This window comes from Colwellia aquaemaris, assembly GCF_057548755.1.
Map to the genome: position 1 here is coordinate 34,838 of NZ_BAAJLV010000012.1, position 13,027 is coordinate 47,864.

10 protein-coding genes are annotated in these 13,027 nt (G+C 38.2%); 5 read left to right on the forward strand and 5 right to left on the reverse strand.

Features of this window, described 5'->3' with window-relative positions:
- The first annotated feature begins 14 nt into the window (after positions 1–14).
- Entirely contained in the window at positions 15–626 is a 612-nt protein-coding gene (locus AC27HL_RS18995) for a tRNA-uridine aminocarboxypropyltransferase (RefSeq protein ID WP_487082634.1), read from the forward strand.
- Positions 627–687: 61 nt separating this feature from the next.
- Entirely contained in the window at positions 688–2,445 is a 1,758-nt protein-coding gene (ggt, locus tag AC27HL_RS19000; protein ID WP_487082635.1) for a gamma-glutamyltransferase, read from the forward strand.
- Positions 2,446–2,529: 84 nt separating this feature from the next.
- On the opposite strand, the gene AC27HL_RS19005 is transcribed toward ggt, so the two are convergent.
- Both AC27HL_RS19005 and cysK read right to left on the reverse strand, forming a co-directional pair.
- The gene (locus tag AC27HL_RS19005; protein WP_487082636.1) at positions 2,530–2,964 is read right to left on the reverse strand and encodes a hypothetical protein; all 435 of its coding nucleotides are present in this window, start codon (positions 2,962–2,964) and stop codon (positions 2,530–2,532) included.
- 168 nt (positions 2,965–3,132) lie between these two features.
- A complete protein-coding gene (gene cysK, locus AC27HL_RS19010; RefSeq protein ID WP_487082637.1) occupies positions 3,133–4,113 on the reverse strand; it encodes a cysteine synthase A in 981 nt (326 codons plus the stop codon).
- Positions 4,114–4,450: 337 nt separating this feature from the next.
- Between cysK and AC27HL_RS19015 the strand changes: the two genes are divergently transcribed.
- Positions 4,451–5,674, forward strand: a complete 1,224-nt coding sequence (locus tag AC27HL_RS19015) for an RDD family protein (protein WP_487082638.1) — start codon at positions 4,451–4,453, stop codon at positions 5,672–5,674.
- A gap of 14 nt (positions 5,675–5,688) precedes the next feature.
- Here AC27HL_RS19015 and AC27HL_RS19020 read toward each other — a convergent pair whose 3' ends face one another.
- From AC27HL_RS19020 to AC27HL_RS19030, 3 genes are all read right to left on the reverse strand, one after another.
- Positions 5,689–6,519: a substrate-binding periplasmic protein gene (locus AC27HL_RS19020; protein ID WP_487082639.1), complete on the reverse strand. Its 831-nt coding sequence runs from the start codon at positions 6,517–6,519 to the stop codon at positions 5,689–5,691.
- Positions 6,520–6,617: 98 nt separating this feature from the next.
- The gene (locus AC27HL_RS19025) at positions 6,618–8,906 is read right to left on the reverse strand and encodes a carbohydrate binding family 9 domain-containing protein (protein WP_487082640.1); all 2,289 of its coding nucleotides are present in this window, start codon (positions 8,904–8,906) and stop codon (positions 6,618–6,620) included.
- A 189-nt stretch (positions 8,907–9,095) separates the two neighbouring features.
- Positions 9,096–11,474, reverse strand: coding sequence for a carbohydrate binding family 9 domain-containing protein (locus AC27HL_RS19030; RefSeq protein ID WP_487082641.1), 2,379 nt, complete (start codon positions 11,472–11,474; stop codon positions 9,096–9,098).
- A 296-nt stretch (positions 11,475–11,770) separates the two neighbouring features.
- Between AC27HL_RS19030 and AC27HL_RS19035 the strand changes: the two genes are divergently transcribed.
- Both AC27HL_RS19035 and AC27HL_RS19040 read left to right on the forward strand, forming a co-directional pair.
- Complete coding sequence (locus AC27HL_RS19035) at positions 11,771–12,520, forward strand: DUF599 domain-containing protein (protein ID WP_487082642.1); 750 nt, start codon at positions 11,771–11,773, stop codon at positions 12,518–12,520.
- A gap of 8 nt (positions 12,521–12,528) precedes the next feature.
- Positions 12,529–13,020, forward strand: coding sequence for a DUF2919 family protein (locus AC27HL_RS19040; protein WP_487082643.1), 492 nt, complete (start codon positions 12,529–12,531; stop codon positions 13,018–13,020).
- Positions 13,021–13,027: the final 7 nt, after the last annotated feature.

Consider the following 13,027-nt stretch of genomic DNA (forward strand, 5'->3'; position numbering starts at 1 on the left):
TTGTTTGAATCTTAATGTCTAGAGTTCTTTGTCAGCAGTGCCAACGACCTGAAAAAGCTTGTATTTGTGCTTTTACCGTAAATATTACTAATCGTGTTCATGTCATAGTATTACAGCACCCAGCTGAAGTGAAACAGAGTAAAGGTACGGTACGCTTATTGCAGCAGTCATTATCTAACTGCCAGGTAATTGTTGGCGAGAACTTTCATGATAACGAACAACTAACTAAGTTGTTATCGACATATGGCAAGGATATCGCCTTATTGTATCCAAGCGAACAAGCCACTGTGGTTGATTTTACCGCCATAGATAACAATTTGGACATAGTAGAACCGAGTGATATTGATACTATTAAATGTATTATTATTCTTGATGGTACGTGGAAGAAAGCCTATCGCATGTTTATGCTGAACGCATTTCTAGGTGATATAAAGCACCTGACTTTACCAACAGGTATCACGAGCCTTTATGGTATTCGAAAAACGAAAAAAAATGATGCACTATCATCGTTAGAAGCCTGTTGCCATACCTTGGCTCGGCTGGAAAACGATGAAAAAAAATACCAAGCTTTGTTGAAAAAATTTATAGCGTTTAATGTATTTCAACAGTCGTTTAAAAAATTCTAGTATCTATGTATATTAGTAAGTGCTAATGTATGTTTGGTGAACTATATAACCAAGGAATCTTATGCCAAATTCTGCTATCAAAGGGCTATTACCTGTTTTATTGTTATCTATCAGTTTAAGTCTTTGGGCTGAGCCAAACAAAAAACGTGAAGATCGTGAGCCTGAAGCCGCGACAGGTTTAATTAAAAAACAAACGGTTTTTGCAGAACATGCCATGGTTGCTGCCGCTAATCCTTATGCTAGTGAAGCGGGGTTTAACATACTCAAACAAGGTGGTAGTGCAGTAGATGCCGCCATTGCCGTGCAGCTTGTATTAACGTTAGTTGAACCTCAATCATCAGGTATTGGTGGCGGGGCATTTATGCTGCATTGGGATAAAGAAAATCAGCAGTTAACCACCTTTGATGGGCGAGAAACTGCGCCTGCAGCAACTACCCCAGATATGTTCTTAGATAAAAATGGCCGAACCATGCCTTGGATAAAAGCCGTAGTGGGTGGCCATTCAGTTGGTGTTCCTGGCGTATTAGCTGGGCTTAAAAAAGCACATGATAAATACGGAAAATTACCGTGGAATGTTCTATTTAAAGATGCAATAAACTTGGCTGAAAATGGTTTTGTTGTTTCGCCCCGATTAGAAAAACTGGTTGCTATGGAATTTAACCCTGGTATTACTAAGCTTACAACAATTAAGGACTATTTTTTCCCAAATGGAAAAGCAATCAAATCGGGACAAATTCTTAAAAATACAAAATTGGCGGCGGTCTATCGTAGCTTAGCTAAACATGGCATTGAGGTTTTTTATCAAGGTTGGCTTGCAAAAAAAATAGTGAATGCTGTACAACATTCTGCAATAGCGCCGGGTCGTTTAACACTTGCTGATATGAAAAATTATCAAGCACGGGAGCTTTCTGCGGTATGTGGGCCGTACCGTCAATATAAAATTTGTGGTATGGCGCCACCAAGCTCTGGTGGTGTTGCGGTAATCCAAATTTTGGGGCAACTCGAAAACTTTAACATAGCTAAACTTTCCATGGCTGAGCCAGAGTTTACGCATTTATTTACCCAAAGTTCACGTTTAGCTTTTGCTGATCGTAATCGTTATATAGCTGATAGTCATTTTGTTAATGTGCCTACCAAGGGCTTAGTTGCGCCAACCTATATGGCCATGCGTGGTGAACTTATTGATCCCAATAAAGATATGGGCATGGCTGACGCAGGGGTGCCACATGGTGCTTTGGCACAAGCCGATGATGATGCCTTTGAACTGCCGTCAACTAGCCATATTTCGATTGTTGATCAAAACGGCAATGCTATCTCAATGACCACAAGCGTTGAGATGGGGTTTGGTTCAGCTGTGATGGTAGAAGGTTTTATACTCAATAATCAATTAACTGACTTTTCACTGTCACCAAAACGAAATGGCAAGTGGGTTGCTAATCGTTTAGAGCCGGGTAAAAGACCACGTAGTTCAATGGCGCCCATGATGGTATTTAACCAAGATGACTCGCTTAAATTAGTGATTGGCTCTCCAGGTGGTAGTCGTATTATTAACTATGTAGCACAAACCATGATTGCCATGCTTGATTGGCAGCTTGATCCACAATCAGCAATTAATTTACCTAAAGTAACTAACCGAAATAAAGTGACAACGTTAGAAAAAGGGACGGATTTAATTGCTATTAAACCCGCACTTGAAGCTAAGGGTCACAACGTTCTAATACGTGACTTAAATAGTGGTATTCAAGCGGTAGAATTGGTTAAAGGTGGTTTACGTGGTGGCGCTGATCAACGCCGAGAGGGTGTGGTATTGGGTTTTTAGACGAGACTCCGAGTTTGTATTAGAATGTTTAAATTAATAAAAAGGCGCTAATATTAGCGCCTTTTTTACTATGTAAAATAATATTTAAAATGGGTCTTTTAAAATTTTATCAATAACCCATTTGTTATCAATCTGAATCAATGACAAACGTTTCACATCTTTTAAATGCTCATCATGGTAATAGCCATCAAAGAATACAGTGATCACAGCTTTATCTTTAAATTGCTCTCGCACTTTTACTCCGCTGTCATCAGGCTTAATTTCAACTTTATCATATGACATATTAAACAAATGGCGAGCAACAGCCTTTGTTGACTTATAGTGCATGATGATACGAGAGAGTTGTGGGCTGCAAACAGACGCTGCTTTTTTAATGTTTTTTTCGTTATATAAAGCGTTGAAAAATTCAATGGCAACAATTTCGGGATTATCAACATTGCTGATTTTGTCTTTATCAGCTTCACCGCAACCAAAAAGCATTAAGGTTAGGCTAAAACAGGCAAGTTTTAAGTAATTCATAAGGCAATAGCTATCTATGTGGAATTAAAGACATATTACCGTAAATATTATTAGAAAACCTAGTATTTTCAAAAAGAAAAAGACGTGCTTTGTTACAAAGTACGTCTTTTAGAATAACATTACGCTAAACCTTGATGTTTTAGCTTTAGTCTTGCTTGGCTAAAATAGCTATTGCACAAGTTCTTCGTCGGTGAATGACTCAGAAAATAGCGCACTTGATAAATACCGCTCAGCTGAACTTGGCAATATTACGATAATATTTTTACCAGCATTTGCAGGGTTTTCAGCGATACGTTTAGCAGCGACCACAGCGGCACCTGAAGAAATACCAGCTAAAATACCTTCTTCTTTCATTAAGCGATGTGCCATTGCCATCGCATCGTCATTTGACACTTGCTCAACGGCATCAACAATTGATAGGTCTAAGTTTCCTGGGATAAAGCCAGCACCGATACCTTGAATTTTGTGAGGGCCTGGTTTTAATTCTTCACCTGCCATAGCTTGTGTAATAACTGGTGAGTCAGTTGGCTCGACCGCAACCGATGTGATTGAGTGTTCAGCGACGCTTTTTAAATAACGGCTGGTGCCAGTAATTGTACCACCTGTACCAACACCGGCGACAAAGAAATCAACCTTGCCGTTAGTGTCTTGCCAAATTTCAGGGCCCGTGGTTTTCTCATGAATTTCTGGGTTGGCAGGGTTATCAAATTGGCCTAGTAAAACAACATTGTCAGGATCGGCATCTTTAATTTCTTGTGCTTTAGCAATAGCACCGCCCATACCTTTTGCACCATCGGTTAGCACTAGCTTTGCGCCTAAAGCAATAAGTAGTTTTCTACGCTCTAAACTCATGGTATTTGGCATAGTTAAGGTAATGTCATAACCGCGCGCTGCAGCAACAAATGCTAACGCAATACCTGTGTTACCACTCGTTGGCTCAACAATAGACTTGCCTGCCGATAATAAGCCTTTCTTTTCAGCGTCCCAAATCATATTGGCACCAATGCGACATTTAACACTAAAACTTGGGTTACGCGCTTCAATTTTTGCGTAGATATTTGTGCCGTTGTCACTGTTAATAATGCGGTTAAGTTTTACTAATGGCGTATTGCCGATTGCTGTAGAGTTATCTTCAAATATTGTCGACATGTTTTGATCCTGTTGTTTCAGTTTAGTCACTATAACCAAGCTGAATTATTAATTATTTAGATGTATTAACAAGTATTAGTTAGTTGAGTTTAGTCAATACTTTGCAATTAGGTTAACGCTTTATGGCAGAAAAAGAAGTGATATTTAGATATCTTATATGCAAAAATGGAATAGATATCTGTTTATTTAGTATTAGAAGGTTTTTTTACTTAATTCTTGCTAACACTTGGTGTGTTGTTGAGTGACAACTAAAGCCATTGAAGTTACACCAGTAGCTTGATATTGTTATCTTTATTGGGGTTGTCGTGTGGAATAGTAGGCTTAGTAGGAAATAACAGTGACAGAGAAATCACATCACCAAATGTCAGAAAAAAATTCGTCTGAAATTAATCAGCAAGCGTCATTTTTGGCAAAGCTTAAAGCAAAAGCGAGTAATTTATCGCCAGAAGAAACACGAGAGATTTTAACGCCATTCGCCTTTAAAATTGACCAATCGTTATTTGGCATTTCATTAGCTTTACCTTGGCGAAGAGGGATGGCACTCTTGGTTGATTTATTATTTGTCGCAATTTTAAGTGGTGCGCCAGGTGAATTGCTAGCCATTTTAGTCGCTATCACGCTATTTCGTTTAGGCAGTAAAAAGCGCGCCGCAAAATTTGGTAAAAAGCCAGGCTTGCGCAAAACTGCGCTAAGAGTGATTGGAGCTTTTGTCGTATTTGTTGTGCTTGTTGATACCTTGCCAAGTATGTTTGCAAAAATGGATGAGTTTAATAGTCAAGTTGAAAGAGCTGGCAATAACCAATCTGAAGTCGTTAATGAATTTGATAAAACAGCGGATAACAATGGCTTTAGCAAAGGTACTTTAACCCTAGCGTCGGCATTAGCTATTTCGCAAAGTGATTGTAAAGATTATGACTGCTGGTTAACACTGAACTCCGATTTATTAAGTGGTTATGTACAATTAACCCCAACAATTGAAGAATCAAAAGGTTTTATTGAATATTTGCGGCTTAAAACCACAGAAAAAGCTTCATTTAGTCAAGAACAACAAGCTGCGTTTGTCGCTGCACTACATGAATTAATGATAACCACAAAAGCCGATATTGATAATTCAGTATTAAAAAGTAATGAGCCAATTGTTACTAATGCTGATGATGAAAGTAACGAAATTAAAACCAGCCTACAAGCGGCAAGTAATCCGGATACCACCCCAGTATATAAAGGCTTTGCTTGGTTACAAGGATTAATTGAAGACCTTGGTATAGGTTTTGGTTGGGCGGCATTTTATTTCACTATGTTCACGGCTGTATGGCATGGCCAAACTCCAGGCAAAAAAATGTTTGCTGTTCGCGTTATTCAACTTGATGGCACGCCATTGTCAGTATGGGACAGTTTTGGACGTTATGGTGGTTATGGCGCTGGAATTGCAACGGGCTTATTAGGTTTTGCACAAATATATTGGGACCCAAACCGACAAGCTATTCATGATAAAATTTCCGCAACCATTGTCATAAATGATAATGAGGCGACACGGGCACAAATTGCAAAACAAACCGGCTAAATCTCAAATAAAAACTAACTAAGGGTTTTTGCTTGGCTATGTAAGGCAAATATTCTGCTGCTAATGGTGCCTATATATTTTTCTATAATTTGGTTGTGGCGGTTGTTGCTGATAAATTGTTTTAAGGCTAGGTTAAATTGATCCCGTAACGTTTTATCATTGAAGCCCGCATAAGCATTAACTTGTGGAATTATGTCATGGCGTTGCACTAGTGATGAATAATTATCAATAAGTGGAAAAAGCTCAGTGCCAGCCAATGCGCTTTGTTCTTGATACATTTTCAAAAAGTAATAAAAAATATAATAATCTAGTACCACCACGTCGTAGCGTTGCATTAATAATAGATTGGGCAGTTTAGACATATCGTGGAGTTCAGTGTAATTTGCTTGTTCAGTAGCTGCTTTAAATGCGTCACCAAAATAGCCAGTAGCGCCTTGAAAGCTAACGATACGTAACCCCGTTAAATCGGTAAAACTTTCAATCGTAAGTTGGCGATGTTTTAGGGTGAAAATCATCGGGCGATATTGAATAAAAGCATCAGAGATAAACAGTTGCTCACTGTCTTGTTGAAAGAAAGTTGGTAAGAAAACATCAGCTTCTTGCTTTTTTACTTGCTCCATGCCTCTTTTTAATGGTGAAAACTCAATGTGAACTTTATGGCCCAATTCTGTGAGGATAGTGTTAACAATATCGATATCAATGCCACTTTTGCTGGCGGCTATCATATGGGGCGGGGCGTCTGAGCTAAACATTATTAGGTCGCGGCCATAAGCTGTTGATAGTGTTGAGTGTACTAACAATATCAATATAGCGATTTTCCACATTACCTGAGCAATGTTAGGCATTTATTCAATTCCTTGAATCGTTAATATCTACTAGTTAATGGTTTGATAATAAAGCAGAGATAGCAAATTAATATTAACTATCTCATTGTTAATTATTATTACGGTAACCAAGCGTAACTGATTTTACTGTAAATGGTTCTTTGGTTACGCTCTAAACTTTTTAATCTATCGTCCTGATAGCTGTTATCAGAATAGCCAAAATAAAACACTGTTTGTGGATTTAGCTTATAAGCATAGATCAGCTGTGTTGAAAGGCGATTATCTTTTGCCGTATATGCCGTAGGGTTATTATCTAAGTTAAAGTCAATATCGGTATAAACAACATTGAATTTCAGATAGCTATTAATGTTAAATTGATAAGAAACACGTAATTCCGTTAAGTTTTCTGTGTAAACGTTGGCATTTTCTGCTTCTAGATCACTGTATGTGTGCGAAAATTCAAATTCTAGATGTTTATTGACGTTATAGCTGATATTGCCATAAAGCACGGTAATATCGCCTAATCTATCGTTGCCATAATCAATTTTATCACCAAGGGTAAGCTCTAATTCTGTATAAATTTGCGACGTTGGCTGTATCGCACCATATATTATGGCTTGATTTTCTTGAAAGCGATTAGTGTTGCCATCAATACTGTTATCAACTGCCAAACTTGAGTCTAATTCGTAGCGGCGTAAACCAACTTTATCGGCAGCAACAAGCATAATGTCGAATACCGATAGCATAGGGCCATCAATATTAAAGCTGCTTGATACAGAACGCTCTAAAAGTTCACCATTTTCATTATGTAGAATTTGCCATTGGCCAGAAAATTTCATTTCTTGCCAAGCACTTTCAGGCTCTCCATAAAAGGTACGTTTTGCTAGTACTTTGCTTTTTTGGTAATCAGCACGAGGCATAAAACCTAAATCAGCTCGAAACTGTTTGCCAATTTCTTGATGTTCAGCATCAAGGTTCCAATACTCAGAGTCATGCTCATATTCGAGCTTGAATGCGTGATCGTTAAATTTTTCTTCATTGCCACTAAGGGTCATATTGGCAGCGTCTTGCGTATCGGCAAAAAGCACTTGTGCTTGGAAGGCATTCGAGTCATCTAGGCGAAATTTAGAATCAATGCCAGAGACAAAGTTATGATAATGGTCAGTTTGGCGTAGGGTGCTGATCAGTCCAATTGACAGGTCGTCATTGACATCATAACGATATTTTACTGCGCCAGATTCGCTATCGTCTTGTAAAGAAATTAGTCGAGATCCCGTATTACCGGGCAATATAATGTTGGTTTGTGTATCGTTAGTAATAAAGGCACCGTAACTGTGGTCACCTTGTGTGCCGGTAAGCTTGGCACCATATTCTGGATCGGCAATGTTACGGGTATACACTAAGTCAAAATTACTCGAGAAGTATTCTGAATTTTCAACAAAAAACTGCCTTTTCTCGTCATAGAATAATGAGAATGTTTTATTCACACTAAGCTGGCCTGCATCAGACTCAACATTTGAAAAGTCTGGATTAACAGTAATGTTTAATAAGGTATTTGCATTAATGCCCCAACGCACATCTAAGCCAGCGTCGATGTCATTTTCACTTTGCCAATCATTGCTGTTTGAAAAAATATCACGAGTATCATTTCTGTTCGCCACTAATGTTGGCGTTAACATTAAGTTTTTACTGGCTTTTGCCTCTTTAAACCCGGTGATTTCAGGGATTTGACATAACCAACATGCTTCGTCACGGTCAAGCTCAATATGTGAAATACGCAAACGCGAGTCACGCGGGTATAAACGAATTAATTCCATGGCCCAGGTTTTAATATCGTCATTATCATCAAAATTTAAAATATGGTAAGGAATGGCCATTTCTACTTGATAACCAGACGTTGTAACTTTACCTACTGATTCCCATATACCATCCCAAGCGGAGTCTGAGTCGCCGGTCATTTCATTAGCGATACTGTCATGTTGTACGCCGTAGGGATTAACAAAAAATTCATAGTTCAAACGACGGTTATTATAAGTATCAAGTTTAAAGCCAACTAAGTCATCTCCCCAACGGGTATCTCTGTCACCTAAAAAGCCTTGAATTAATTCAGGGTTGGGGTCTTGTGCTTGAAATGCAACGTAGAGGAACTCACCGTTTTCAATAACTTTTGCCGTAGTTTTCACCGGGCTTGGCTTGTTATTCCATGGGCTATTAACAATATTAAGCGGGATAGTAAGTGCTTGTTGCCACATGGCATCGTTTAAATCACCATCAACATTGATATGCTGTTTTACATGAGGAATGCTTAACTGGGCAAGTGTCGCACTATTTTCTTGGGCATTACTTGGTTGAACTGCCAATGTAAGAGCAGTAGCTATTACCGATAAGCTACATTTATTTAACGTCAATTTGACTACTCCAATCTTATTATTTTGTTATCGCTTTAGCTAACTTATTATCAACAAACGATAATTCCTTTCGTAAATTGTTACAAATTTGCAATAGCTTATCAATATAATAGTGAAAATTGCGTATAAAAAAACCACCTTAATAAGGTGGCTTCTTGTCTATAAACAAAGACGTTAGCCCAGATTAAATTACTTTAACCATGCGTAACTAAACTTCATAAATAAGCTGCGTTGCTCCTGCTCTAAGTCATTGAACTCTTCTTCACTATAGTGGAAGTCGGAGTAGCCCAAGTAAAACACCGTTTGAGGGTTAATTTTATAAGCGTATAACAACTCTGTAGACAGAGCTTTACTTTTGCGATCAATATCCTCTGGGGCACTGTATAAGTAATTACTAGGGTTTCGACTGGTATTATTATAAATAATGCTTAACCGCAAAAAGCTTTGCACATTGAATTGATAGGTTGTACGTAAGTCGGTTAAACGGGCAATAAAAACATTATCTCCGTCAGCATCTAATTGGCTAAAGGTTTGCTTTAACTTTATTTCTAGATGTTTATTTACATTCCAATTGATATTATTACTTAGTCGCTTAATTTCTCCTAAGCGGTTATTTCGATAATCAATTTGGTCGCCGAGTTTTAAATTGGCATTAATGTAAAAGCCCAAAACCGGTTTAGTTTCGGCAAAAAGAAAATACTGGTTTTCGGTAAACAAAGTGGTATTTCCGTCGATGGCTATATTGCTTTTGTCGAGTCGACTGCCAACACTTTCACGCTTGGTATAAGCTAATCGAAAGTAAGAACTATAGCTGGCGTTTAATTGAGCGTTAATATCAAATTCTTTTTCGATTAATTCATTGTCATCGTTATGGGTAATATCCCAATCAGAATAGATCCTAAAATTTGTCCACCAGTTACCCGGCTCCGCATACCATTTACGCTCGCCGCCAACAACGAACTTATTGTGGTCAACACGAGACATAAAACCTAAATCACCGCGAAAACCAGCATTTTGACGGTTATAGGTTACTCGGTATTCCCATTCACTATCGCTATGGTAATAACCTGCTTTGAAGGCATTGCCACTGAATCTATCATCCTTTAAGGTTCGCAATACACTTTCGCTATAAATACAGTCGCCAATGGTACAATTTTCCGTTTGCTCAGGTGTAGCGCAAGCACTTTCTTCTTGGTCGTCATCAACATTACAAAACTGTTGGTATAAATCACTTGGGTATTTTGTTGTTGAAAATAGCGATTGAAACTTAAATACGTCGTAAGTATTTAAGCGCACTCTAGCATCTAAGCCATTAACATTGTTGCTGTAATCTTCGCTTGTTCTTAGGGTACTGATCCAACCTAAGGTGATGTCATCATCATAACTATAGCGATATCTTAATGCCGCAGCTTGTGACTCGTCGTCAATGGTGGCAATTGAAGATGAACGATTCCCCGGAATTAATATATTAGTGTCTTGATCATCAGTTACAAATAAACCGAATGCATGTTTATCTTCTCGACCGGTTAACTTTGCACCATAATTAGGAGCATTGATGTTTCGGGTGTAAACCAGATTATAGTCACTGTCAAAATAGTCTTGATTATCGAGGAAAAAAGGGCGTTTTTCACGATTAAAAAGCGCAAAGGTATTATTGATATTAAGTTGCGCATTGTCGGTTTCAACGGTTGAGAAGTCTGGGTTGATGGTGGCGTTTAATAGCCAATCAGGGGTAATACCCCAACGCACATCTAAACTGGCTTCAGTATTGTTTTCACGTTGCCAGTCATCATTTTCTTTCTCTTCTTGTGCGCCTAATACTAACGACGGTGTTACGGTAAAATTACTGCCTTGTTTCGCGCCTTTAAAGCCTGTTGCCGTTGCTATTTGGCATATTTCGCAATCGTTACCGCGGTCAAGATGAATATTTGATAAACGCAGTTGTTCGTTACGAGGGTAATATCTAAGTAACTCTAGGCCCCAAGTTTGTTTACCGTTACTTTCTTGGAAATTTAACATGCGTAGCGGTAGCGCCATTTCAACAATATAACCTTTTGGGGTAATTTTTCCTGCACTTTCCCAAATACCGTCCCAAGCATCGCTTTCGTTGCCGGTAACTTCACTTTCAATACCATCAATTTGTACACCTAAAGGGTTTACAAGAAAGCGATAAGCGCTGCGTTGGTCGTTGTAGGTATCTATTTTAATGCCTACTAGGTCATCACCCCATGATTTGTCTCGGTCTTTTAAAAATGCTCTTATTTCTGAGGTGTCAGGGTCTTTAGCTATAAAAGCCAAATAAAAGTAACCCTCAGACTCCATTAACAAGGCTTCTGTATGAACTGGGCTAGGGATGTTATCGTATGGTCGGGTAACATTATTAACCAATACCTTTTTTGCCGACTTCCATTGTGGCTCATTTAACTTAGCATCAATTACAATGCTGCCAGATATTTTGGGAATGTCGATAATCTCGTTATGGCTGCTGTTTGCTGTTGCAGAAAATGCTATATGGGGCGTAAATAGCATAGCCAAAGTTAATAATATTGGCTTTTTTGGGAAAAACATTAAAGCTCCATCTAGTTGAATTACAAAAAGTTACAAAGATGTTTCTATGCTGAATAACCTTAAGTTCAGAGTCAAAATAAATTCGACAGTTAGACGTTTTAATAGGTTAAGTAACTTAGGGTTGTTGATCACCCTTTATATTTTCAGCAATATACAATTTAAGAGTAGCAAAATTTTGCTTTGCATTATATTTGCACAACAATTAGTAAAAATATTCAGTAACTTTCTCTCGAATCTTAAAAACTTCTAGCGCATAATAACTTATCTCAAGATACCGTAATAAGTAATCGAATCTAATGCCATTTTCTTTACTCGACATTATTGCCTTAAGCTGCTTTTTTATATGCTGGGTTGGCTATACCTGGTTTGCTCGCAAAAAAGCAAAAACAACTAATTGTGTTGCTCGTTGTTTGCATCAACATAGAATTCATTGGATGTATGAAGTCATTGGTCGTGATATTCGGGTAGGTGAGGCGGCATTATTAGCAAACTTAGAGCGAAATATTGCCTTTTTTGCCTCGTCAACGCTATTAATATTGGCCGGTGTTTTAACCTTATTTGCTCAGGTAGAACGCTTAGAATCGGTGATAGAGTCTATTCCTTATGCTGAGTTTCCAAACCACAGCATGATCCAATTAAAGCTTAGTTTGTTAGCGTTAATTTTTGTGATGGCATTTTTTCAATTTACTTGGTCAATGCGTCAGTATGGCTTTGTTAATGTGATGATTGGCGCTTGTCCGTATGACGCCAGTGGCAGCAATAAAAATTTACAACAATATGCCGAGCAAATGGCGGTAGTGCAAGACCAAGCGGCGCACTCGTATAACTATGGCTTACGCTCATATTATTTTTCAATTGCTGCGTTATGTTGGTTTTTTCATCCTGCTATTTTTATACTTGCCAGTTTGTTGGTTGTTCATACGCTATATAATCGCGAATTTCATTCTAAAGCTGTTAAAGCTATTACCGCTGGCCAACATTTTTTAGAGTATGAAAGGGTACAGCGCTATACAAATGTCACTACGGTTGAACACTCGGATCAATAAACAGTATTATGAGTGCCAAGTACTACGCCAATTTTCTGCCTAAAGACTTTGACAATTTTGATTGTTTAAAACTTGCGCCGGGCATTTATCTTATTTTGTTATTTGTTTTACGTGCTTATATTGTTTGGATAATGTCAGTTACAAATATGCGTGACCATGTTGGTATTATTCAATGGGTATTTCCACAAACCGCATTATTTTATTTAAATTTAGTTTCTGGTGTTATTGGGCTATTTGTTGTATTTGTTATTAGCTTACGCCGACCAAATGCCGCTAATTGGGTGCGCTATTGCTGGCAGCGTTGCCATTTAATATTAATTTTTGCTCTTGGCTTTGATTTACTAATATCCGTCATCGGCTATTTCGGTTGGCATTTGCAATCTATGTTGTGGCTATTAGTACAAAGTGGCGTCGTTATTTCGGCAATAACTTATATAATGTTGAGTAAGCGCTTTGCGATAAACTTAGCTGAATTTCCAGAAACACTTCCTGAAAAGTAATAAACAG

Coding starts and splice junctions, on each gene's coding strand:
- AC27HL_RS18995 (WP_487082634.1), top strand. CDS start 15: ATGTCTAGAGTTCTTTGTCAGCAGTGCCAACGACCTGAAAAAGCTTGT.
- ggt (WP_487082635.1), top strand. CDS start 688: ATGCCAAATTCTGCTATCAAAGGGCTATTACCTGTTTTATTGTTATCT.
- AC27HL_RS19005 (WP_487082636.1), bottom strand. CDS start 2,964: ATGAATTACTTAAAACTTGCCTGTTTTAGCCTAACCTTAATGCTTTTT.
- cysK (WP_487082637.1), bottom strand. CDS start 4,113: ATGTCGACAATATTTGAAGATAACTCTACAGCAATCGGCAATACGCCA.
- AC27HL_RS19020 (WP_487082639.1), bottom strand. CDS start 6,519: ATGCCTAACATTGCTCAGGTAATGTGGAAAATCGCTATATTGATATTG.
- AC27HL_RS19030 (WP_487082641.1), bottom strand. CDS start 11,474: ATGTTTTTCCCAAAAAAGCCAATATTATTAACTTTGGCTATGCTATTT.
- AC27HL_RS19035 (WP_487082642.1), top strand. CDS start 11,771: ATGCCATTTTCTTTACTCGACATTATTGCCTTAAGCTGCTTTTTTATA.
- AC27HL_RS19040 (WP_487082643.1), top strand. CDS start 12,529: ATGAGTGCCAAGTACTACGCCAATTTTCTGCCTAAAGACTTTGACAAT.